Origin of the sequence: Stenotrophomonas sp. CCNWLW57, assembly GCF_037203925.1 — a bacterium.
GTDB lineage: Bacteria > Pseudomonadota > Gammaproteobacteria > Xanthomonadales > Xanthomonadaceae > Stenotrophomonas > Stenotrophomonas rhizophila_A.
Genome location: NZ_JBBCBJ010000002.1, coordinates 538,169 through 560,885, shown reverse-complemented (window position 1 = coordinate 560,885; position 22,717 = coordinate 538,169). Strand labels below are relative to the sequence as shown.

The 22,717-nt window shown below is 67.8% G+C and carries 22 protein-coding genes; 11 read left to right on the top strand and 11 right to left on the bottom strand.

Annotated elements, in window-relative coordinates; translation table 11 throughout:
- Positions 1-150: 150 nt before the first annotated feature.
- Entirely contained in the window at positions 151-498 is a 348-nt protein-coding gene (locus V9K91_RS07380) for a RidA family protein (protein ID WP_068853582.1), read from the top strand.
- On the opposite strand, the gene rnfB is transcribed toward V9K91_RS07380, so the two are convergent.
- The 5 genes from rnfB to V9K91_RS07355 all read right to left on the bottom strand — a co-directional run bounded on the left by rnfB (position 479) and on the right by V9K91_RS07355 (position 4,698).
- Positions 479-907: an Rnf electron transport complex subunit RnfB gene (rnfB, locus tag V9K91_RS07375; RefSeq protein WP_093533455.1), complete on the bottom strand. Its 429-nt coding sequence runs from the start codon at positions 905-907 to the stop codon at positions 479-481. The two genes, V9K91_RS07380 and rnfB, sit on opposite strands and share 20 nt — an antisense overlap.
- A 25-nt stretch (positions 908-932) precedes the next feature.
- Positions 933-1,523 carry an HAD family hydrolase gene (locus V9K91_RS07370; RefSeq protein ID WP_093533454.1) on the bottom strand — a complete coding sequence of 197 codons (591 nt, stop codon included), beginning with the start codon at positions 1,521-1,523 and terminating at the stop codon, positions 933-935.
- Between the two features lie 20 nt (positions 1,524-1,543).
- Positions 1,544-3,622, bottom strand: coding sequence for a methionine--tRNA ligase (gene metG / locus V9K91_RS07365; protein WP_068853579.1), 2,079 nt, complete (start codon positions 3,620-3,622; stop codon positions 1,544-1,546).
- A 123-nt stretch (positions 3,623-3,745) separates the two neighbouring features.
- Positions 3,746-4,195, bottom strand: coding sequence for a DUF2147 domain-containing protein (locus tag V9K91_RS07360; protein ID WP_095363523.1), 450 nt, complete (start codon positions 4,193-4,195; stop codon positions 3,746-3,748).
- A 110-nt stretch (positions 4,196-4,305) separates the two neighbouring features.
- Complete coding sequence (locus V9K91_RS07355; protein WP_093533452.1) at positions 4,306-4,698, bottom strand: VOC family protein; 393 nt, start codon at positions 4,696-4,698, stop codon at positions 4,306-4,308.
- Between the two features lie 187 nt (positions 4,699-4,885).
- Between V9K91_RS07355 and V9K91_RS07350 the strand changes: the two genes are divergently transcribed.
- From V9K91_RS07350 to V9K91_RS07305, 10 genes are all read left to right on the top strand, one after another.
- Positions 4,886-5,563: a helix-turn-helix domain-containing protein gene (locus V9K91_RS07350; RefSeq protein ID WP_068853576.1), complete on the top strand. Its 678-nt coding sequence runs from the start codon at positions 4,886-4,888 to the stop codon at positions 5,561-5,563.
- Positions 5,564-5,566: 3 nt separating this feature from the next.
- Positions 5,567-7,255, top strand: coding sequence for a type III secretion system outer membrane ring subunit SctC (gene sctC / locus V9K91_RS07345; protein WP_095363522.1), 1,689 nt, complete (start codon positions 5,567-5,569; stop codon positions 7,253-7,255).
- On the top strand, positions 7,236-8,363 hold the full coding sequence (sctW, locus tag V9K91_RS07340; RefSeq protein ID WP_336443235.1) for a type III secretion system gatekeeper subunit SctW: 1,128 nt from the start codon (positions 7,236-7,238) through the stop codon (positions 8,361-8,363). Before sctC ends, sctW begins: the two co-directional genes overlap by 20 nt.
- On the top strand, positions 8,360-10,426 hold the full coding sequence (locus tag V9K91_RS07335) for an EscV/YscV/HrcV family type III secretion system export apparatus protein (protein ID WP_095363520.1): 2,067 nt from the start codon (positions 8,360-8,362) through the stop codon (positions 10,424-10,426). Before sctW ends, V9K91_RS07335 begins: the two co-directional genes overlap by 4 nt.
- A complete protein-coding gene (locus V9K91_RS07330) occupies positions 10,423-10,818 on the top strand; it encodes a hypothetical protein (RefSeq protein ID WP_068853572.1) in 396 nt (131 codons plus the stop codon). The genes V9K91_RS07335 and V9K91_RS07330 overlap by 4 nt, the downstream gene beginning before the upstream one ends.
- 65 nt (positions 10,819-10,883) lie before the next feature.
- A complete protein-coding gene (locus V9K91_RS07325; protein WP_337308178.1) occupies positions 10,884-12,113 on the top strand; it encodes a FliI/YscN family ATPase in 1,230 nt (409 codons plus the stop codon).
- Entirely contained in the window at positions 12,097-12,543 is a 447-nt protein-coding gene (locus V9K91_RS07320) for a hypothetical protein (RefSeq protein WP_095363519.1), read from the top strand. Before V9K91_RS07325 ends, V9K91_RS07320 begins: the two co-directional genes overlap by 17 nt.
- Positions 12,534-13,790 (top strand): hypothetical protein, encoded by a 1,257-nt coding sequence (locus V9K91_RS07315; protein ID WP_336443237.1) that lies wholly within the window; start codon positions 12,534-12,536, stop codon positions 13,788-13,790. Before V9K91_RS07320 ends, V9K91_RS07315 begins: the two co-directional genes overlap by 10 nt.
- A 10-nt stretch (positions 13,791-13,800) precedes the next feature.
- The gene (locus V9K91_RS07310) at positions 13,801-14,370 is read left to right on the top strand and encodes a hypothetical protein (RefSeq protein WP_336443238.1); all 570 of its coding nucleotides are present in this window, start codon (positions 13,801-13,803) and stop codon (positions 14,368-14,370) included.
- Positions 14,370-14,657: a hypothetical protein gene (locus V9K91_RS07305; RefSeq protein WP_141236233.1), complete on the top strand. Its 288-nt coding sequence runs from the start codon at positions 14,370-14,372 to the stop codon at positions 14,655-14,657. Before V9K91_RS07310 ends, V9K91_RS07305 begins: the two co-directional genes overlap by 1 nt.
- Before the next feature lie 38 nt (positions 14,658-14,695).
- On the opposite strand, the gene V9K91_RS07300 is transcribed toward V9K91_RS07305, so the two are convergent.
- The 6 genes from V9K91_RS07300 to V9K91_RS07275 form a co-directional block, all read right to left on the bottom strand.
- The gene (locus tag V9K91_RS07300) at positions 14,696-16,612 is read right to left on the bottom strand and encodes a DUF885 family protein (protein WP_095363502.1); all 1,917 of its coding nucleotides are present in this window, start codon (positions 16,610-16,612) and stop codon (positions 14,696-14,698) included.
- Between the two features lie 142 nt (positions 16,613-16,754).
- Positions 16,755-17,432: a DUF502 domain-containing protein gene (locus tag V9K91_RS07295; protein WP_095363501.1), complete on the bottom strand. Its 678-nt coding sequence runs from the start codon at positions 17,430-17,432 to the stop codon at positions 16,755-16,757.
- Positions 17,433-17,561: 129 nt separating this feature from the next.
- Positions 17,562-18,017: a DUF4442 domain-containing protein gene (locus tag V9K91_RS07290; protein ID WP_095363500.1), complete on the bottom strand. Its 456-nt coding sequence runs from the start codon at positions 18,015-18,017 to the stop codon at positions 17,562-17,564.
- Positions 18,018-18,277: 260 nt separating this feature from the next.
- Positions 18,278-19,129 carry a hypothetical protein gene (locus tag V9K91_RS07285; RefSeq protein WP_095363499.1) on the bottom strand — a complete coding sequence of 284 codons (852 nt, stop codon included), beginning with the start codon at positions 19,127-19,129 and terminating at the stop codon, positions 18,278-18,280.
- Positions 19,130-19,365: 236 nt separating this feature from the next.
- Positions 19,366-21,006 (bottom strand): CHASE2 domain-containing protein, encoded by a 1,641-nt coding sequence (locus V9K91_RS07280; protein WP_336443239.1) that lies wholly within the window; start codon positions 21,004-21,006, stop codon positions 19,366-19,368.
- Complete coding sequence (locus tag V9K91_RS07275) at positions 21,003-22,667, bottom strand: FecR domain-containing protein (protein WP_249832881.1); 1,665 nt, start codon at positions 22,665-22,667, stop codon at positions 21,003-21,005. Before V9K91_RS07275 ends, V9K91_RS07280 begins: the two co-directional genes overlap by 4 nt.
- Positions 22,668-22,717 lie beyond the last annotated feature (50 nt).

Genomic DNA, 22,717 nt, shown 5'->3' with positions numbered 1-22,717 from the left:
CCAGCGTGCCTCGCCGGCGCATCGTGCGCTTCCGCCGGGGACTTGCCAAGCCGGGTGGCTGTGCGCGCTGTGGCCGCTTGGATCGGCCGCAACGACAGCGTGACCCCGCTTCGGCGACAATGCCTGCACCATCACAGAGGAGCCATCGCCATGTTGGAACGTTTCGACGTCGGTCCGCGCATGTCCGAGATGACCGTGCACAACAAGGTTGCCTATCTGTCCGGGCAGATCCCCGAAGACACCAGCCAGGACATCACTGGCCAGACCCGCCAGGTGCTGGCCGAGATCGACAAGCTGCTGGCGCTGGTGGCCAGCGACAAGCAGCACGTGCTGCGCGCGGAGGTCTACCTGGCCGACATCGGCGATTTTGCCGGCATGAACGCGGCGTGGGACGAATGGGTAGTGGCGGGCATGACCCCGGCGCGTGCGACGGTGGAAGCCAAGCTGGCCGACCCGAGCTGGAAAGTGGAGATCGTGATTACGGCCGCGTTGCCGTAAGCACCAGTTCAATGCAGTCCACCGGACACGGTGGAATGCACAATTCGCAACCGGTACACAGATCGGCGATGACGGCGTGCATGTACTTGGCGCCGCCCACGATCGCATCCACCGGGCACGCCTGGATGCACTTGGTGCAGCCGATGCAGTCGGCCTCGATCACCCGCGCGACCTGCGCGGGCTTGTGCTCGCCCCGGCTGCGGTCGAACGGCAGCGCCGGCACTTCCAGCACGTGTGCCAGCGCGCGCGCGCCTTCGTCACCCCCAGGCGGGCAATGGTCCACGCTCGCCTCACCGCGCGCCATCGCTTCGGCGTAGGGGCGGCAGCCGTCGTAGCCGCACTGCCCGCATTGGGTCTGCGGCAACAGGCGGTCAAGGCGTTCGACCAGGGGCAGGGAAGACGATGTCATGCGTGGCGTCGGCTGCGCGGGAGCTTCATTTCAGGGGTTTTCCGCGGTACCAGCGTTCCTGCGCCAATGCGAGCATCGGCCGGTCTTCGCGGCTGTCGCCGTACGCATGGATGCGCGCGTAGCGTGACAGGTCATAGCGCGCACGGATGCGGTCGGCCTTGTGCGGCGCGCAGTCGCCCTCGGCATAACGCCCCGTCAAGCGGCCGTCCTGGCTTTCCAGCCGGTTGCAGATCAGGTCCAGCCCCAGCGCCTCGCACCACGGGCGCAGGTACAGGTCCAGCGAGCCGGACACGATCACCACCGTATGCCGCTGCTGCAGGTGCCAGCGGATCTGCTCCAGCATCTGCGGGCGCACCACCTCGGGCAGCACCTCGCGGGAGAACCCGGCCGCCAGGGTGGCGATATCGTCGGCGTGGCGGTCGCGCAGGGTCAACCGGGTCACGCGCGCACGGATGCGTTCGGCGGAAATCAACTTCAACCGATAGGCCAACAGCCACGGACCCACCTTCCACCACGCCTGGGCCAGCTGCTCGGGCGTGGCCACCCGGCGCAGGAAACGCGCGTACGTATCGCAGTCGGTGACGGTGTGATCGAAGTCGACAAGGGCCAATTCCATCTACGCCCTCCCGGCAGGCATCAGCGAACCGGCATGCCCGGCAGCGCGGTGCTGTCGGCATCGAGCAGCGCCAACGCGCCACCGTCGAAGCCCGCCGACAGGATCATGCCTTCGCTCACGCCGAAGCGCATCTTGCGCGGGGCCAGGTTGGCGATGAACACCACGCTGCGGCCGACCAGCGCTTCGGGTTCGCCATAGCTGGCACGGATACCAGAGAAGATCTGGCGCTTGCCCAGCTCGCCGGCATCCAGTTCGAAGCGCAGCAGCTTGTCCGAGCCTTCGACGAACTCGCAGGCCAGCACCTTGCCAATGCGCAGGTCCAGCTTGGCGAAATCGTCGATACCGATATACGCCGGGCCTTCCGCCGCCGCAGCGGGAGCGGCGGCAGGCGCGGCCGCAGGCGCCGCCGGCTTGGCGGGCTTGGCCGGGGCTGCAGGTGCGGGGGCGGCGAGGGTGTCTTTCGAAGCGTCGGTCATGGCGTCAATCATTTTCGGGTCGATACGGGTGAACAGCGGGCTGTACACGGCGATGGTGTGGGCCAGCAGCGGCGAGGCGATGTCGGTCCAGCGCAGCACCGGGGCGGCCAGGAATGTTTCGGCCTGCGCGGCGGTGGCCGGCAGCACCGGCTTGAGCGCGGTGACCAGCACGCGGAACAGGTTCAGGCCCTGGGTGCACACCGACTGCAGTTGCGCGTCGGCGCCCTCCTGCTTGGCGATCACCCACGGCTTCTGTTCATCGATGTAGCGGTTGGCCTCGTCGGCCAGTGCCATGGTCAGGCGCAGCGCGGCAGCCGGATCATTGCGCTCGTACGCCTCGCGCACCGGCGCCAGCGCGGCCACGAAGCGGTCGTACTGCGCGGCATCGGGCAGCGCGTCGGCCAGGCGGCCGTCGAAGCGCTTGCTGATGAAGCCGGCGCAGCGGCTGGCCAGGTTGACGAACTTGCCGACCAGATCGGCGTTGACCCGCGCGATGAAGTCGCCCAGGTTCAGGTCGAGATCGTCCACGCCACCCGACGACTTGGCCGCGAAGTAATAACGAAGTGCTTCCGGCTCCAGCCCGGCATCCAGGAAGGTGCGGGCCATGACGAACGTACCGCGCGACTTGGACATCTTCGCGCCATCCACGGTGAGGTAGCCGTTGACGTGCAGGCGGGTCGGCGCGCGGTGGCCGGTGCCGTGCAGCACCGCCGGCCAGAACAGGCCGTGGAAATTCACGATGTCCTTGCCGATGAAGTGGTGCAGTTCGGTACTGGTGCCGGCGCGCAGGTGCGCGTCGAAATCCTCGCCGTTCTTCGCGCACAGGGCCTGGAAGCTGGACAGGTAGCCGATCGGCGCATCCAGCCACACGTAGAAGTACTTGCCCGGGTGGCCCGGGATCTGGAAGCCGAAATAGGGCGCATCGCGGGAAATGTCCCAGGCGCGCAGGCCGCCTTCGGCATTGAGCCACTCACCCAGCTTGGCCTTCACACCCGGCAGGGCAACATCGCCTGCCAGCCATTCGCGCAGGAAGCTCTCGAACCGACCGACCTCGAAGAAGAAGTGCTCCGAATCGCGGATTTCCGGCGTGGCGCCGGAAATGACCGAGCGCGGGTCCTTCAGGTCGGTAGGGGCGTAGGTGGCGCCGCATACTTCGCAGTTGTCGCCGTACTGGTCAGGCGTGCCGCAGTTGGGGCAGATGCCCTTGATGTAGCGGTCGGGCAGGAACATGCCCTTGGCCGGGTCGTAGAACTGGGCCACGGAACGGCGCGTGATGTGGCCCTCCGCCTCGAGCTTGAGGTAGAACGCCTCGGTCAGGGCCTTGTTGCCGGCCGAGTTGGTCGAGTCGTAGTGATCGAACGCGACCCCGAAGGCGGCGAAGTCACGCTCGTGGCTGGCCTGGATGTTGGCGATGAACGCTTCCGGGGTCACCCCGGCCTTCTCGGCCGCCAGCATGATCGGGGTGCCGTGGGTGTCGTCGGCGCATACGAACCAGGTCTTGCCGCCGCTCATTCGCCGCGCGCGCACCCAGATATCAGCCTGGATGTAGCCAACCAGATGGCCCAGGTGCAGCGGGCCGTTGGCGTAGGGCAGTGCGGTGGTGACAAGAGCGGTGCGGGTCATGATCTGCGCGGGTGCGGGGGGAACGCGGGATTATCGCATGCTCCCCGGAAAGACGAAGGGCCGGCGCGGTCATCCCGCGCCAGCCCCATGTCGTTGATCTGCCAGCGCTTTACGCGGCGGGATTTATTCGCGTACCCAGGTCTGGGCGCGGCAGATGAACGCCACGCAGCCGGACATGTCCAGCTTCTTGCCACCCGGCTGCAGCTCCAGCTTGGACTTGTAGGTCTTGCCGTTGGCCGGATCCAGAACCGTACCGCCGGACCACTTGTTGGTGGTGCCCTTGTCCTGCGTCAGGTTCCACAGAATGGTCATGCCCTTTACCGGCTTGCCCTTGTTGGCGCCGCTGCAATCGTCACAGACCGGGTTCGGGCCCTTGTCCGAGTGCAGCACTTCCACCACCTTCCCGCTCAACGTGCCATTGGTGGCCTGGGTGATCTCCACGATGGACTTCACCTTGCCGGTCTTGTCATCGATGGTCTTCCAGCGGCCTACCGCGCCGTCGGCCGCCGAGGCCGACATCGCGGCCATCACCAGCGGCAGTGCCAGCAGCAGGGTCTTGAAGGTCTTGCGCATGTTCCCCTCCCAGGGATGTACGTGAATGCCGGCGCGGGGGCCGGGACAGCTGGACTGTATACCCATTCGCTCTGGTACGGAACGCATCCCGGCGGTCAGCCACAACGCATTCAGGTGGTTTCGTACAGCTCCAGCGGCAGCCCGTCGGGGTCAGCGAAGAAGGTGAAGCGCTGGCCGGTGTACTCGTCGACCCGGATCGGCTCGCACGCCACGCCGGCGGCGGCCAGCCGCTCGATCATCGGTTCCAGTGCCGCCACCCGGAAGGCCAGGTGGCGCAGGCCCTGTGCCTCCGGACGACTGGGCCGCGGCGGCGGCGACGGGAAGGAAAACAGCTCGAGCTGGCCACCGTCAGGCAGGGCCAGGTCCAGCTTCCACGAATCGCGCGCGGCGCGGTGGTGCTCGGCCTTCACGGCAAGGCCCAGCACGCGGACGTAGAAGTCGCGCGAGCGGTCGTAATCGGCACAGATCAGAGCGACATGGTGGATGCCGAGCAGCGGTGTCATGGGATCGATTCCTGGTGGCGCATCGGCACAACCGTCTGAGTGGGGTCGCTACAAATACCGCAACTCGCGCCGCCTTTCTAACTTCTTGTAGAGCCTTGCCCCCCGGCCGTCTCCAACATGCAGCCCTCATCGAGAAGGGCCGCAGACCGCGTCCCGCCTCGGCAAATGCCTGAACGGGAGTGGTCGGATGCACGTCATCGTCAATGCAGGGCAGGACCCCATCGACCTCACCGTCGCTGGGCAGGTCATTCAGCTTGCGCCCGGTGACCGCCTGCTGTTGGCCGGCGTGCCGCTGCCGCGCAACAGCGCGCTGAACGCTGTCGCGCTGGCCGGCAGTGGCATGGCACGGGCGCTGGCCCACTTCGACCATGCCAGCAACGTGCTGCGCCCGGCCGGTGAGCCGCAGCCGGTGTGCTGGGTGGCGCAGGCCGCGCTGGAAGACCCCGATGTGGCGGCCGCCTGGCTGATTGACCAGCTCGCCCGCGGGGCCGGCCAGCCGGACGACGGCCAGGCCGCCCAGCTGCTGCGCCACCTGGCGCGCAGCGAAAGCTACGGCCTGATGCGTTTCCTGCTGGACGAAGGCGGCGAAAACTCCGTGGCCGCCCTGGCCCAGCGCTATGGCCTGTCTTCGGCGCAGTTCCACCGGCGCTGCCGGCAGGTACTGGGCCGCCCGCTCAAGCGCGAGCTGCGCATCCAGCGCGCCGCGCGCGCGCTGCTGGCCTATCCCGGCCGCGCGCGCTCGTTCACCTACCTCGCCGCCGATCACGGCTACGCGTCGCTGTCGCACTTCTGCACCGACGTGAAATCGCTGATCGGTTGTTCGCCCCTTTCCGTCTACCGGGCCGTCTCGACGCCCAACGAGTGATCCATGCGTTCCCTGACGTTGTACTTGTTGTTGCTGACCGTTCCTTCCTTCGCCTTCGCACAGACCCCGCTGGAAGGCACCGCGATCCAGGATCGCGCCGACCTGCCGCATGCCTCCGGCTTCGTTTCCCGCGCCGACAGCGCCAGCCACCTGCTCAATGCCATCGGCGCGCGTGCACGCCAGGCCGTGGTGATCAGCCCCAGGGCACTGAAGAAAAAGGTGAGCGGCAGCTTCGATCTGGCCCGCCCGCTTGACGTGCTGGCCAAGGTCTCCGCCGAACTGGGCCTGGTCTGGTACAGCGACGGCCAGTCCATCTACGTGTACGACGCCGACGAGCAGAAAAACGCCGTGGGTCGCCTGCGGCACACCTCCATCGCCACGTTGTCGGACTTTCTGCGCAAGGCGCGGTTGTCCGATACCCGCTACCCGGTGCGCGGCGGCGGCGCCGATGGCACCTTCTACGTGGCCGGCCCGCCGGTGTACGTGGACATCGTGATGAATGCGGCGCGCTATCTGGACGACCTGTATGAAGGCGCCGACGCCAGCCCGCACCACGTGGAAGTGATCAAGCTGGAGCACAGCTTTGTCAATGGTCGCCGCTATGGCCTGCGCAGCGCGGAAATCGCGCTGCCGGGCGTGGCCGAGGTGCTGGCCGGCGTGCTGAAACTGGGCGATTTCGGTGCAGTGGTCAAGCAGCCGGCGGCCCCGCTTGACCCGGCCGCCATCGCCGAAGAGCTCCTGCCCGCCACCGCGCCATTGGCGCAGCCGGGCCAGGTGTCCCCGTCGGTGCCGACCGGCCCCGCGCCGGCCGTGGTGATGGCGTATGCGGAAACCAACAGCCTGATCGTGCGCGGCACGCTGGCCCAGATCGAACAGGTCAAGCGACTGGTCGGCGAACTGGACGTTCCCCGCAAGCAGATCGAACTGTCGTTGTGGATCATCGACATCAAGAAGACCGAGCTCGATCGCCTGGGCGTGAACTGGAGCGGTGGCATCAACATCGGCAACCGCCTGTCCATCGGCATCAACCAGGGCAAGTCGGTCAGCACGCTGGATGGCACGCGGTTCCTGGCCTCGGTACAGGCACTGGCCAGCAAGGGGGATGCACACATCATCTCGCGCCCGGTGCTGCTGACGCAGGAGAACATCCCGGCCTATTTCGACAGCAACCAGACCTTCTATGCACAGCTGGTCGGCGACCGCGCTGTGTCGCTGGAGCAGGTGACCTACGGCACCCTGATCAGCGTGCTGCCGCGCATCTCAAGCAGTCATGACGTGGAAATGCAGCTGAAGATCGAGGATGGCGCCGCCGACGCCACCCGCACGGTGGATGCGTTGCCGCTGGTCAACCGCACGGTCATCGACACCGTTGCACGGGTGCCGCAGCAGCTCAGCCTGCTGGTTGGCGGTTACACCCGTTCCTCGGCCGACGACGGCTACAGCGGCATTCCCGGCCTGCGCCGCATCCCGGGCGTGGGCCGGCTGTTCGGGCAGGACAGCCGCTCGGCCGAAAGCCACGTGCGGGTGTTCCTGATCCAGCCGCGCCTGCTCACCGGCAGTGACCCGGTCGACCCGTACCGCATGCCCGAGGTATATGGCCCCGGCGTGGGCGACTCGGTGCACGATTCGCTGCGTGCGGTGCATCCGCAGTTCAACTCCGCGGAGGCCGCGCATGGCACTGCCGGCCATTAACCGCCCGATGACCACGCCGTTGCCGGTCACCTCGCGCCAGGCGACGGTGCAGGGCGATCGCGATGACGCGGCGAAGGACCTGCTGGCCGGAGCGGGCAAGCCATCCCGCCCCGGGACCCTGGCCACCGCCATGTCGATGCAGGATGACCTGGCTGCGCTGGTCGCCTCGTTGCAGCGCCGTCGGGATGGCCAGCGCAGCGTCGGCTCCGGCGAGTCACAGGCGTGGATCGACCATGTGTTGGACGATGAGGTGCACAGCAAGGTCACGGACCTGCGCGCAGTGCTGGACGGCATGCGCAGCCCCGTGCAGTTGCTGGCCCTGCTCCGGCAGCTGTTCCCCGATCCCAGCGACATGCTGGCGGTGCTGCGCTCGCTGATCGCCGATGACGAACTGGAGGAACTGCGCGAGCTGTTGCAGCAGTCGCTGGAGCAGCTGCTCGCCGACGAGGCCGCGCAGGGCAATGGCGCGGCTACGCGCGGTGGCCTGAACGTGGCGATCAAGGCGCGGCTGGCCGCGCGCGGCAGCCAGTTCTCGGCCCGCGCGCTGCGCCAGAGCTACCGCGACTTCATCGGCAACCACCAGGACTGCGTGGGCGAATACGCCGGCTGGATAGCGCTGTACGGATTCGAGCGGCGCGCGCAGGTGGTCGACTTCATGGAGCAGGCGCTCGGCGCGGACATGTACTCACTCGACCCCAGTGCCTCGCACCTGGAGTTCGGCCGGCTGCTGCGCCAGGTGCGCAACCTGGCCGTGCTGCGCTCGACCGACCACCTGCTGGTCCAGGAAGCCACCCGCGACCGGCTGCTGGCGCGGCTGTCCACCACCGCCGAAGCGGTGGTCGGCGGGTTGCTGGATGTGGTGCGCGGACTGCAGGACTGGGCCGGGTTGTTTACCGGCCCGCTGGCCGACGCACGCGTCGCGCTGTCGGCACGGGAGCGGGCGCGCCTGGTGCAGGCCCTGCGTCGTGCCCTGGGCGGCCTGCCCGATGCGGTGTGGAGCGATGACGTCGCGCGCGAACGCGCGGCGCAGTCCCTGGAGGTCATGGTGGTGGAAAGCATGAAACGCGAACGCTGGCACGCCGGCCACGCCTGCGGGGTGAGCGTATGAGCGCCACCGCCAACACCGCAACGCGCGGGCTGGGTGCCCGCGCGCGCGGCATCCTGCGGCCGGAAATGGCGCTGGTGGTTTTGATGGCCGTGATCGTGGCCATGCTGATCATCCCGCTGCCGACCTTCCTGGTCGACCTGCTGATCGGCCTGAACATGGCAGTGGCCATCGTGATTTTCCTGAGCTCGTTCTACGTCGAGCGCATCCTCAACTTCTCCACCTTCCCCTCGGTACTGCTGTTCACCACGCTGATGCGGCTGGCGCTGTCGGTCAGCACCAGCCGGCTGATCCTGCTCGACGCCGATGCCGGCCACATCATCAGTGCCTTCGGCGACTTCGTGGTGGGCGACAACCTGGTTGTGGGTGCGGTGATCTTCGCCATCATCACCCTGGTCCAGTTCATCGTGATCACCAAGGGTTCCGAGCGTATCGGTGAAGTGGTGGCGCGCTTCTCGCTCGACGGCATGCCCGGCAAGCAGATGAGTATCGACGCGGACCTGCGCGCCGAGGCCATCACCTCGGAAGAAGCACAGCGCCGCCGCCGCGACGTGGAACGCGAAAGCCAGCTCTATGGCTCGTACGACGGTGCCATGAAGTTCGTGAAGGGCGATGCCATCGCCGGCATCGTGATCGTGTTCGTCAACCTGTTCGGCGGTATCGCCGTGGGCATGCTGCAGCATGGCATGGCCTTCTCGCAGGCGCTCAACACCTTCACCCTGCTGACCATCGGCGATGGCCTGGTCGCACAGATTCCCGCACTGCTGATCTGCATCAGCGCCGGTTTCATCGTCACCCGGGTGAGCGGCGAGAGCAACAACCTGGGTGCCAACATCCTGGGCGAACTGTTCAACAGCAACGTGGTACTCGGCACCGGCGCGGTGCTGGTGCTGCTGCTGGGCCTGCTGCCCGGCTTCCCGCTGCCGGTGTTCGCCGGTCTGGCCGTGGGCCTGGCGGCCATGCTGGTGTGGCGCCTGCGCCGCGCCAAGACCGCCGATGCCGGTGGCACCCCGGGGACGGGGCAGGGCGGCGCTGCGCCGCCGGCGGCCAAGGGCGACACCGCCAACGCCCGCCTCACCAGCGAAACCCTGCCGCTGATCCTGCTGATGCCGCCGTCGCTGCATGAGGCGGGCGTTGCCGGCCAATGGGAAGAGCAGCTGCGTCACGACGCCTTCGTCAACACCGGCATGCAGCTCGCACCGCTGGTCCTGCGCAGCCACACCCCGGCCAAGGACCACGAGGTCAAGGTGCTGATCAACGAGATTCCGGCAGCGTCCTCGCACGTGGTCAGCGGGCACGTGCGGGTCTGGGGCCGGCAGGACGAACTGGAAGCACTCGACATGGGCCTGGTGGTACCGCACGACGGCGGCACCGCGCGCTGGGTGCTGGCCGACGCGCACGAAGACGTGCGCGCACTGGGGTGCGATGTCTCCAGCGACTACGAGGAACTGCGCCGGCTGGTGCACGGCGCGGTACAGCGCAACATCGGTGAGCTGTTCGGCATCCAGGAAGCCAAGCATGTCCTGGACGCGTTGGAGAAGCGCTTCCCCGAACTGGTCAAGGAAACCTACCGGCACATGCCGATCCAGCGCGTGGCCGAAGTGTTGCAGCGCCTGCTCCGCGAGGACGTTTCCATCCGCAACATGAAGGTGGTGCTGGAAACCCTGGCCCAGTGGGGCCAGCGCGAAAAGGACGTGATCCTGCTGGTGGAGCACGTGCGTGGCGCACTGGCCCGCTACATCTCCGCGCGCTTCGCCCGCGATGGGCGCATTCCCGCGATCCTGGTGTCCAGCCCGGTTGAAGACCAGATCCGCGCCGGCATCCGCCAGAGCCAGGGTGCGGCCTACCTCAACCTGGAGCCGGCCGAAGCCGGTGAGCTGATGGATCGCTTCGCCCTGCATGTCGGCGAAGTCGCCGCGCACCGCCCCGACGTGGTGCTGATGGTCGCGCCGGACATCCGTCGCTTCGTCAAGCGCTTCATTGAAACCCGCCTCCCCTCGACCGCGGTGCTCTCGTTCGCCGAGATCTCCGACACGGTCACCCTTGATGTGATGAGAAGCTTATGACCTCCCTGCTGGATACCCTCAACTCCGCCCTCAAGGAACTGGGCTGCGACCCATCGCGGTTCCAGTTCGACACCCACTCCTCGGTGGTGATGGGCTTCGCCGACGTGGGCGAGCTTCTGCTCGATCCGGTGGACGACATGGTGTACCTGTGGGGCCGCCTGGATACCTCGCCGGCCGAGCGCTTCAGCAACCGTGCCGATGAGCTGCTCACCGCGCTGTCCGCACCGGCCGCACACTTCGCCAATGGTTGCCTGGCGCTTCGCCAGCTTGAAGACGGTTGCCTGGTCGGCGGCGCGCTGCAGCCGGATTGTCGCCACGAATCGAGCCTGCTTGCCGCTGCCATCGAAGGGTTCCACGCGCGCGTGATCGAACTTCAGGCCCTGCTGCGGTGACAGCGGCCACGCCCTGCTGGCGCCCTTGTGCCACGCCGGTCGCGATGCGGGCCGGCGAGCTGCGGGTGCCCCTGCCGGATGTCGCGGTGGGCGAGCACTGCCACGTGCGCCATTCGGCGGGCGACGACCGTGTGCTCACCCATGGCGTGGTCACCCGGGTCGACCATGGCGTGGCCACGCTGGCGCTGATTGGTGCCCCGGTGCGGCTGGCAGCCGACGTGGTGGTGGCTGCCACCGGTCGCCCGCTGCAGGTGGCACTGGGCACGCATCTGCTCGGGTGCGTGCTGGACGGGTTCGGTGAAGTGGTGGAGCGGCTGCGCGATGGCGAAGACGTGACCGTAGCCGGTGTATCGGCACCAGTGCAGGCTGCGCCGCTGGACTATCGCCAGCGCCGTGCCATCCAGACCCCGTTCGCCACCGGCATCCGTGCCCTGGACGCTTTGCTCACCGTAGGCGAAGGACAGCGCATGGGGGTTTTTGCCGCAGCCGGGTGCGGCAAAACCACCCTGGTTGAGATGCTGCTGGCCAACGCCGACTGCGATGTGCGCGTGGTGGCGCTGGTGGGCGAGCGCGGCCGTGAAGTGGCCTCCTTCGTCGATGCCATCCGCCACGGTCCGGCGGCCACGCGCACCATCATCGTGCAGGCCACCTCCGATACCTCGCCGGCCACCCGCGTCAACGCGGCGATGGTGGCCACCCGGATTGCCGAATACTTCCGCGACCAGGGCAGCCGGGTGCTGCTGGTCATGGACTCGGCCACTCGCTACGCGCGCGCGCTGCGTGACGTCGCATTGTCGGCCGGCGAACCGCCGGCACGGCGTGGCTTCCCCGCGTCGGTGTTCGAAGCACTGCCACGCCTGGTGGAGCGCCCGGGCAACGCACAGTCCGGCAGCATCACCGCGTTCTACACCGTGCTGCTGGAAGACGACGCCGACCCCGACCCGGTCGGCGAGGAAGTCAAATCGTTGCTGGACGGCCACGTGTACCTCAGCCCGCGCCTGGCCCAGCGCGGCCAATTCCCGGCCATCGACGTGCTGCGCAGCGCCAGCCGGCTGTACCCGCAGCTGGCCAGCGAGCGCCAGGCCGCCGCGGCCACCCGCGTGCGCGCGGTGATGGGCCGTCTGGATGACCTGCAGCTGCTGCGCGACATCGGCGAGTACCGCCCCGGTGCGCAGCCCGAGCAGGACGATGCCGTGGCCCGCGAACCGCGCCTGCTGGCATTCCTGCGCCAGCCGCTGCACGAACCGGTCACCTTTGATGCGGCGGTGGAGGCACTTGATGCGCTCGCCCGCTGACCCCGCGCGGCTGGCCACGCTGCTGGAGCATCGCGCCCACCGCCTGCGTCGCGACGCCAGCGCGCAGGCAGAGCAGGCTGCGCAACGGGACCGCGAAGCGCAGACCCTGCGCAGCGCGGCAGACAAGCGCCTGCAGGCCGCGCAGCTTGGCGAGGAACACGGGCTCGACCGCCAGCGCCTGTTCGAGCGCCTGCGCGGCGTCGCCATTGCCCGGGCGCATGTCCTGGAATGCGAACTGCGCGCCGGCCACCTGCAGGAGCAGGCCGGCGACGCCCGCGAGCAGGAACAGCAACTGCGCCATGCCGCCGCCGGCAACCACTCGCGCGCGCGCCGGCTGCAGGCCGTCGGCGCGCATATCGACCAGAAGCACCGGCAGGCGCGCCTGCGCCGCCAGGAGCGCCAGATCCAAGAGGAATACACATGTCGTTGAAGATCCAAGAACCGCAGGCTGCCGTCATGGCGGCCAGCCCCGTCGACGCGGTCTCCCTGAGCGAGCGCGTGCAGGCAAGGCAACCCCAGCCGACCGCGCAGCAGGCGGCCGAGCGGACTCCTGAACCCACTGCCGAACCCACCGCTGAAGAAGCGCGGGAACAGTCGCCTTTCCCCGGCGACGTCGCGATGTGGGCGCCGGACGAGTCGGACAGAGACGTTGAGCAGGAGTGGGCGCGTGATTCCGCACCCTTGCCGCAGCGTGAGGTCCACATCCTGGCGACGGTGCAACGCGAGGGCGGCAGGGACGGGCAGGACATCGCCCACCGCGATCGGCGCGGAATGGCCGCACACGCGCAGGCGGCGGCTGCAGCGCCCGTGCTGCCGGCCATCACCTCACGGCCACTGCCGACGGTGGCCAGTCCTGCGGCACCGCGCGTGCCCGGCAATGAACCCGCGGCGCTGCTGCCAGCAGCGGTGGAGGGCAGCGTCCTGCCCGGCGCCAAGGCGCCGGCCGCCACGGCGCCCAGCAACGCCACCGCCAACCTGCACGCCGCCTCCCTGAACGCTGGCGCGGTGCCCGATACCGCAGAAAAGCCCGGCCCGGCTGCCGCTTTGGCACAGGTTGCCACCGCCACCACGGCATCAGCACTGCCTTCGCGGGTGCAGCCGGGGCAGGGCGAGCGGACCGCGCGTGATGCATCGCGTGGCGCGCCGGTGAGTGCCGGCATGATGCGCACAGCGCCTGCAAGGGATGTCCCGGTCGCTGCGGCAGCTCCCGAACGGTCAGCGCCGGAACTGCTGCCAGCCGCCGGCCGCCCCGCCCCGACGGACCTCGCGCAGGCCGCAGTTGCCGCAGGTGCCACCGTGATGCCGCAACCGCACACCGGCGAAGCCGCGCCCGACGCCCAGGCAATGGCCGACGCGCGTCGTGCCGAAGCCAACCTCACCCGCCAGCATGTCCGCGCGGTGCGCCAGGCCGAAGCCCTGCAGACGGCCATGGCCCAGCGCGCCGACACCGCCAGCCACTTCAACGTGTCCTTCAAGAGCTGGGGCGCGGGTGCGGGTCACTCGGTCAGTGGACGCGTGGACGGTAACCGCCTGGTCCTGCAGCCGTCCTCGGCACGGGTCGGGCAGGCACTGTCTTCCGCGCTGGCGCCGCCGGGCGCTGACCTGCAGATCGCCGTGGAAAGCAGCGACAGCGCCACCGACGAACGGCGCCGCCGCGGCGGCCAGGGCCACGCATGAACGCGCGGCGATGGCCTTTCTCGACGCTGACACCGGCCCAGGCCACCCAGGCGGCCAACCTCGCGGCGTGTGCGCGCATGGGCAGGGCTACGCCGACGCCATTGCCGAGGCGGTGCCATTGCTGGCGGCCGCGCTGGGCGACGTACAGGCCACGCGTCAAGCGGTACTCGGCCAGGTGCGTGAGGTGATCTCCGCAAGTCTTGCCGCCGAAGGCGTGGACGCGGCCTTGGTGGTGCGTCGCTGCGAGCAGTTGCTGGGTACGGCCGAGGCGGGACTGGTGCTGTACGTGCCTGAGCTGATGCCCGCACTGGGCGAAACCGTGCTGGCGCAGCTGGCGACGAAGGCCGACGCTCCGCCTGTGCAGGTAGTAGCGTCCCGGTCGGCGTTGCCGATGCTCAAAGCCGGTCCGTTGTTGTTTGAACTGGACCCGGTAGGCGCCATGGCCGCCGCCGTGGAAGCCAGCGTGGATGCCAATGCACTGGAAGCGGCCGCGCGCCAGCGCGCCGGTGCCTATGTGAGCGGGATCGACGCCCGCCTCAAGCGGTTGCCCTTACCCCTGACCCCGATTGGAGTAGATTGATGATGCTTGAAAAACTGGGGGCGATGGCGCCCCTCAACACCGCTACGGTGGAGGGCCAGAAGCAGACGCTGATGCAGCGCATGCTGGCCGCGGTGGACGACCCGTCCATCAACCCACCGGAGCCCGGCATCAACCCGCCGGAGCCCGGTCACGACATCAAGCCGATCGCGCCGGACATGGCGGAGGTGACCCGGGAAATGGCCGCGAAGTTCTTCCGCGATGAGTTCATGCGGCTGATGATCTTCGGCGATGAGGACATGCTCGGCGCCAAGCCCGACGACGTGTGATCTGCAGTGCGGGCCGCAAGTGCGGCCCGCACTTCGTTTCAACGCGACGGCGGTGCCTCGCTGGTGGCCGGCGCGGCCAGCCAGCGCTCTATCTTCGCTTCCAGGATATCCAGCGGCATCGAGCCATCGCGCAGCACCTCGGCATGGAACCGGCGCGGGTTGAACGCCGCACCCTGCGATGCCTTGGCCTTGTCGCGCAGTTCCATCATCTTCAGCTCGCCCAGGCCATTGGCCAGGGTCTGGCCGGGCAGGGCCATGAAACGCTCCACTTCGGCGGTGGCATCCTCTGCCGGCATGTCCGCCGTCTTGACCAGATAATCCACCGCCTGCTTCTTGCTCCAGCCCTGCGCATGCACGCCGGTGTCGGCGACCATGCGGGCGCTTCGGGTGAGTGCACCCTGCAGGTAGGCAATGCGCGCGTAGGGATCCTGGTAGACGCCCAGTTCCTCACCCAGCGATTCGGCATACATGCCCCAGCCCTCGACGAATGCAACATCGCCGCCGAGGCGACGGAAGCGCGGCAGCTTGTCCAGTTCCTGTTGCAGGCCCAGCTGTACGTGGTGGCCGGGGATACCTTCGTGCAGGTACTGCGCCGGCGCCGACCAGGTGCGGCGGCTGGGCAGGGCATTGGTGTTCACGTAGAGCACGGCCGGACGCATGCCGTCGGGCAGCGACGGCTGGTAACTCACGGCGGCGGCGCTGGCAGCGCGGTCGGCTTCCACCGGGCGGATTTCCAGCGGTGCCTTGGGCAGCGTATCCAGCAACGAAGGCAGGCGCGCGCCTACCTGCTGCTGCAGTTGCTTGTAGCGCATCAACAGCGCATCGGGCGTGGCGTACTGGAAGCTCTTGTCAGTACGCATGCTGCGCAGCAGCTTCTGCTGCGAGCCACGGATGCGGTTTTCCTTCATCACCGCCGCAATCTGTTCCTGCAGGCTGGCCACGCGCTGTTCGCCCAGCGCGTGGATCTGCTGCGGGGTGAGCGTGCTGGCGGTGCTCTGCACGATGTTCTGGGTGTACCACGCCATGCCATTGGGCAGCGCGGACAGCCCATCGGTTTTCCGGGTGGCCGGCAGGTATTCGGTGGCGATGAAGCCACGCAGGGCGCGGTAGGCCGGCATCAGCCGGAACTCGATCATGCGCTTGTAGTCGGCGGTGATGCGCGCCTTGTCTGCTTCAGGGAAATCGTCGGGCATGTTGCGCACCGGCGCCCAGAAGATGCTCTCTTCGGCGGTGGGCTTGATCACCGCATCCAGCTGCGGCAACACCTTTTCCATCAGGTCGCGCGGCTGCACCACGCCGGCACGCATGCCCTCGCGCATGTTGGCGATGGCCTGGTCGAACAGCGGCGGAATGCCCAGCGAGCGCTTGGACCAGGTGTCGTAGTCCTGCACGGTGTTGAACGGCTGCGCGCCCGAGCCGGAACCCAGGATCGCCATGATGCTGCCGAGGTTGTAGTACTGGCTCACCGGCAGCATCCAGCCCGGGTACTTCTCGGCAGCCAGCGACATGCGCGCATCGCGCACGAAGATCTGGTAGCTCAGCAGGTCCTGGCCGGTGAGGCCGTCCGGGCCGATCTTCTCGACCTTGCCCAGCCATTGTTCGGTGAAGTCATGCGACTGCTGGCGGTAGGCGGCCGAGAGGATGTTCGGCAGTTGGTCGTTGTGGCGGGCATCGCCCTGGAAGGTGGCCTGCAGCGGGTTGAGCCGCATCGAGGCGTCCCAGTACTCGTCGTAGATGCGCTCGAGCTGGGCGGCCTTGGTCTGCTGGCGCACCAGCGGTTGCCGCGCGGGCGCGGCGGCGGGGCGGGCGCGGGGTTTGGCCTTGGGCTTGGCCTGGCGCGTCTGTGCGGCGGCGGGCCGGTTGGCCTTCTTCTTGGCGGCTTCGGCCGGGGCAGCGGCAGTGAAGACCAGCAGTGAGGCAATCACGAGCGCCAGGGCACGGGCGGGGTGGGGCATCGAATGCTTCCGTAAATCCTATACAGACCCGGGAGCTTGCCTGATTCAGCCGGACACAACCACCTCAGCGCCCCGCCCATACAGCGTAGAGACACGCCATGCGTGTGCCACGCAGCGCAGGCCGAAGCCCGCAACCCCCTATTCAGCGCTCCCCAGCCCGCGTAAACGGCACGGTTTCAGGTGCCACAGCCCCACCGGAGATGATGAAGCTCATCGCCTGGTCCACCGTCCAGTCGGTCGGGGTCAACAGCTCCACCGGCACGATTTCCAGATACCCGGAAGTCGGGTTGGGGGTGGTCGGCACATACACGGCCGCCAGCTCGCGGCCGGTGCCCTGTTCACGGATCACTCGCGTCACCAGGCCCACCGCCTTCATGTCGCGGTGCGGGAAGTCGATCAGCACCACGCGCTGGGTGGTACCCGGCTCGGTCTGCAGCATGTCCAGCAGTTTCTTGGCGCTTTCATAGATGATGCTGGCCAGTGGAATGCGCTTGATCACCGCACCGAACCAGCGCAGCAGGCGCTGGCCGATCACGCGCCGGCTGAGCACGCCCACGCTCAGGATCACCAGCAGCGTAGCGAGCAGCCCAAACACGTTCTGCATCCACTCGACCTTGACCCAGCCCAGGTAATGCGGGAACGAGGCGGCGATCTGTGCCGACAACGGCACCACTACCGGGCTGCTGATGCCCGAGAGCAGCACGAAAACGAACTTGATGACCACCCAGGTCAACCAGATCGGCAGCAGGGTGAGCAGGCCGGTCAGGAACAGGCGCTGCAGGGAAGGGCGCGGTACGAGATGGGGGGCTTCGGCTGACATCGGCGCATTGTAGCGGGGCCCGGGCCCGGTTTACGCGGCCAGCCACCACAGAACGCGTCCTGCCGGGAAATGCTGTGTTGACCGCAGTGAAACGGGCTGGATCACGATTGCCGCTCCACCGGCTGCACGTCAAACGCGCGCCTGTGGCTTCAACCGGATGTACACCTGCTTGCGCACCCGCGCCACGACTTCACCCTGCGCATCGACGATGTCATTGCTGAACCAGTGCAGATACTTCTCCCCACTGGCGGTAGCTGCCCGCAATTGATCCAGCAGCGCCTCATCCAGCCGGAACTCGGCGGTAACCGTCCCACGGCCAGGCTTGAGGAACTCGATCTCACCCGCCCGATCCCACACGTAATAGTCGCGCCCCAGGTTCTGCATGACGGTCAACATCCAGAACGGATCGGTCATCGCAAACAGGCTGCCACCAAAGTGCGTCCCCACATAGTTCTTGTTCCACGGCCGCATCCGCAGCTCCACCCGAACAAACCGGTAGTCGGGCGTGACCTGCGAAACATGGATGCCGGCAAACAGAAACGGCGGCCACAGATTGAGTCCATGGCGGAACAGGCTGGCTTTCATAGCGCGGGCAAGGGGCAGGGGAGGTACGGAAAGCTTACCATCCGCAACCGTATGGTGCGCAATCCGCTTTCCCGCCCTGCCTCCCGGCCGGCCAATAGGCCACTCCGCCAAACGGCCGAATGGCCGAGTGGCCGAAATGGCGGAATGGCCGAGCCGCCGGTAGCGGTCGCATCCCGATCGACCGCCGACCAAGGTGATTACCCGGATGAGGCATGACCGACGACGAAGCGCGAGCTGCTTCTAGGAGCTGAGACCTTCAGTCAATTGATGTAGCACTGAATGTCATCCGCTGCTCGTTTGCATGTAAACCGAACGGCTTGGTAAATGGGCAACTGGCCATGGACAGGAATTTTCGCCCATGTTGCCCGCTCGATGAACGCTTCGGTCCAGGGGCTGTCCCCAGCTCGGTAGTCAAAGATGGTGTCGCCCTCTGACGGTGCGAAGTCCAGCCTCCTTTCCTGAATCGGATTAAGCGAGTAGCCCTGGGGAAGAGAACTGTGGAGATAGCTCCAACGACGAGCATCATGATCGAAGTAGTAGTACGAGTAGCTGCTTTCGTTACCTCTGAAGTTCATAGAAGCTACGATTGGGCGATCACCGTTCACCGCGTAGTGGAACTTGAGGAGTCTTCCCCCACTCTTGGACGTGTCGAGGAACGAGAGTTCGCTGTGCTCGGAGAGGTAGCGACGGACCGACTCTCTGGCCTGTGTGTGATGAGGGTTGAGGGCTGTGAGGTCTTGGCCCCAAAGGTGACGATACCTCCTCCCATGCTCAGTATTGGGGGCGAAAAGGGCGACGTCACTGATGAAATGCCGCATCTCCCCATCGCGGGGATCGTAAAGAGACATCATTCCCAGGAACTGCGTCTGCAGCCAGCCCTCCGCCACGAAAGACTCCGCCTTGAGCGCGCCGTCCCGTAGATCAACGTCGTACCCCACAATCGTCAGCTTCTGCGCGTCATACACATAGTGCCTACCAACCCCCTGCGCCAGCGCCACATCCTCCATCTCATCCGGCGTGCAGTAGTAGCACTTGTATGCAATCGGATCTTCGTCGTTGGCGACCGCCTGCATCGGCATCGCCGCCAGCAACAACCACAGCACCTTTTTCATGGTCCAGCTCCTTGCCAACCCGCACACGCGGGGTAGGCGAAGTGGAGCAGCTGGCGTGATGGCGCGGTATAGGAATTCAACGAACGCGCGTGTCGTGAAATCACTTCGGCAACGCAGTGCCGGAATGAGTGTGACGAAGTGCATGCTTGAATGGCTGATCGCGTCTGGAACGGTAGAGCCACGCCCTGCGTGGTTGTGCGGTGCCGGAACGTAGAGCAGCCACGCAGGGCGTGGCTCTACGCGCTATTGTCGGTTTCCATGTCGCCGGTGGCGTAGCCGTCGCGACCTGCGGCCTTGGCGCGGTACAGCGCTGCGTCGGCGCCTTCGAAGTAATGACGCGGCTCGCTGCCGGCATCGGGGATGTGGGTGTACAGGCCCACGCTGAGGGTGATCTGCGCGTGCGGCTGCGTGGCGGGCGACAGGTGCATGCCGCGCACGGCGGCGATCAGGTCTTCGACGACCTGGACCGCGCCTTCCGACGTCGTATCGGGCAACACCAGCGCGAACTCGTCGCCACCAAAGCGCGCGGCCATGTCGCGAGGGCGCCGCGCATGCGCACGGATCTCGTTGGCGATCCGGCGCAGCACCGCATCGCCGGCATGATGCCCATGCAGGTCGTTGTGCTGTTTGAAGTGGTCCACGTCGATCAGAACAAGGGTCAGCGGACGACCACTGCGGCGGCCGGCATCATGTTCCTGTTGCAGGGTCTGTTCGAAACGCACGCGGTTGCCCAGCCCGGTCAGGCCATCGCTGTTGGCCTGCCGGCGCCACGCGCCGATCCGCCATAGTACCCACGCGCAGATCACCGCCAGCATGCAGGTCAGCGCTGCAGCGGGCGCGAACCACAGGTCGCCGGCGCGCAGCAGCACGAAGCTGGACAGCAGCGCCAGCGGCAGGGCCAGCAGGGCACTGGCGACGGCACGCGGCAGGGTCAGGCCCAGCGCGCACAGCGCCACCAGCAGCCCGCTCAAGGCTGCCTGCCACGAGGGCGCCAGTACGCCGATCACATTGCCGGAAAGCAGCATCGACGCCACGTTGGCCTGGTATTCGGTGCCGCTCATCCAGCGCTCGCGGGTGGTCGGGGTAAGCAGGCGCGGGGTGATGCCGCTGGCGGTCATGCCCACCAGCACCAGACGGTCGTGCAGTATTTCCGGCGCGACATCGCCGTTCAGCACATCCGCGTACGACACCTGCGGGAAGCGATCGGGCGGGCCGGCGAAGCGCACGCGCACGTAGTGGTTGCGGTGCCATTGGTAGGGCGCGTCATGCGGTGGGCGGGTATCGATCAGCCCGGGCAGCGGTCCGCGCGTGTTGGCCAGCGCCAGGCCCAGCGCAGGCCAGTGCGGTGAGCCGATGCCTGCGGTGAGGTACAGCCCGCGGGTAACGCCGTCGGCCTCAACCTCCACATCGCTGTGGCCCAGCATCGAGGCGTTGGCGGCGATCAACGGGATCGGCAGCAGTTCCTCGGCCATGCGCGGCCCGCTCGACGGCGCGGCCAACACCGGCAGTACCACATGCCCATTGCGGCGGATCGCCGCCGCCAGTTCGGCATCCTGCGCGCTGTCCTGGCGGTCCGGTTCGGACAGCAGCAGGTCCAGCACCACGCGCTGGCTGCCGGCTGCGGTCAGGCGGTCCAGCAGCCGCGCATGGGTCGAACGCGGCCACGGCCACTGGCCGAGCTGCTGCAGGCTGCTGTCGTCGATGGCCACCACCAGCAGGCGCGGATCGGGCGTGTATTCCCAGGACCCGACGTAGGCGTCGTAGATCGCTTCATCCTGCTTCCAGAACCACTGCCCGTGGCTGGCTGCCGCCGCCAACGCGCCCACCAGCACCGCGAGCACGATGCGCCGGGGCCAGGAGAGCGTGAGCGGCCTCACAGCAGCAGGAGCAGCAGCAGCGCGCCGGCACCGGCGCCATAGCAGGTACGGCAGGGCAGCGCGACCTGCTGCGCAGGCGAGAACGGGCCGCCGTAGCCGTCGTCATCAATCGTCTGCACGCGCACGTGCAGGGTGCCGTGCCATGGCCGCTTGAGCGTGACCTCGGGTTGGTCCACCTGCTGGTCGAGCAGCGGCTGGGCGAAGTCGCCACGCTTGTCCAACTGCACGCGGTAGCGCTGGCCGGGTTCGCCTGCCTGCCAGCGCAGGGTGAGCTGGCCCCTGGCTGCCTGCGGCGGCTGCAGGCCGGGGTCCACCGGCGCGTCACTGATGCCCAGCGCCACCGGCTGGCCGAAGCGGCCGCGGTGTCCGTTGCCGTCGCGCGAGGCAACGCGCCAGAAATAGTCGCCGGGGGGCAGGTCTTCGGCAGCACGCACGCGGGTGCCGCGTCCTTCCTGCTCCAATACCGGCTGCAGGAACTGCGGCTCGGTGGCAACCTGCAGCACGGTGCTGGCGGCGCCTTCCACCTGGCTCCACTCGAAGCGCGGGCGCGGGCTGGCCATCGTTTCGCCATTGACCGGGCGCACCGTGAGCGGCGGCGCCGGCTGGTCGCGCACTTCGAAATCGGCCTGCGCATCCAGGCCTTCCACGCCATCGGCACTGACCGCACGCACCAGCAGCCGCAGCAGTCCGGGCGGCAGGTCGGGCACGGTCATGGTGGTGTCGGCGGTGTCCCTGGCGAACACGAGGATCTCCGGCTGATCGGCGCGCACTACTTCTACCCGGTACTGGGTGGCCTGCGCTACTGTTTCCCACGCAATTTGGGCCGGTAGTGGGTCCAGGCGCAGTCCAGTGCGGACCAGGACAGGGGCGGGCAGCAGCGCCTCGGGCATGTCGGGACGGGCGTCCAGCGCCCGGTTGCGGGTGGCCTGGCCGTGGGTAACCCGTCGCTCGCCGCGCCGGTTGCCGACCTGCACGCTGCCTTCCAGTACCTCGGTGGCGGCCATGCGGCCCTGACCGCCGGCACTGACCCGGAACTGCGTGCCACGCACGCTGCTGGTCGCGGTGGGGGCATCGATGATGTAGCGCGAGGCCGGGCCCTTGGCGGGGGTGACCCGGTTGCTGCTGCGGCCCTGGTCCAGGCGCAGGCGGGTGTCCACCATGCCGGTGTGGCCGTAACGGCTGAGCTGGTCCAGGCGCAGGTGCGAGTGCTCGCGCAGCTGCAGGCGCGAGTCGTCGGCGAAGGCGAGGGTCACGCTGGCATCTGCCCCGGTGATCAGGTGCGTGCCGATGCCCAGCCGTTCGCCTTCCACCACAGGGCGCAATGCACCGCTGTCGCCCAGCCGGGCCTGCACCGCGCCGCGCACGGCCAGCACCCGGGCGGGCGCAGGCTGCACGCGCAGCCACGCGATGGGAAACCGGAGCGGGGTGCCGGGGGGCAGCCGGTAAGGGTCAGCGACGCGGTTGTGCGCCTGCAGGCGTGCCCAGGGCACATCCGGCTTGAGGTAACGCCCGCCCAGGTCCCAGAGGGTGTCGCCGGGGCGGACCCGGTAGGTCCAGTCCTGGGCCAGCACGGGGCAGGCGGACAGCAGCAGCGCCAGCAGCGTCAGCAGGCGGATCGAACGGGCGCGCAGGCGCGGGAAGCGGGTCGAACTCACGGTCATCTGTGCCCCTGGAGGCGGGGCCGAGCCGTAGGGCCCCCATGGCCAGACCG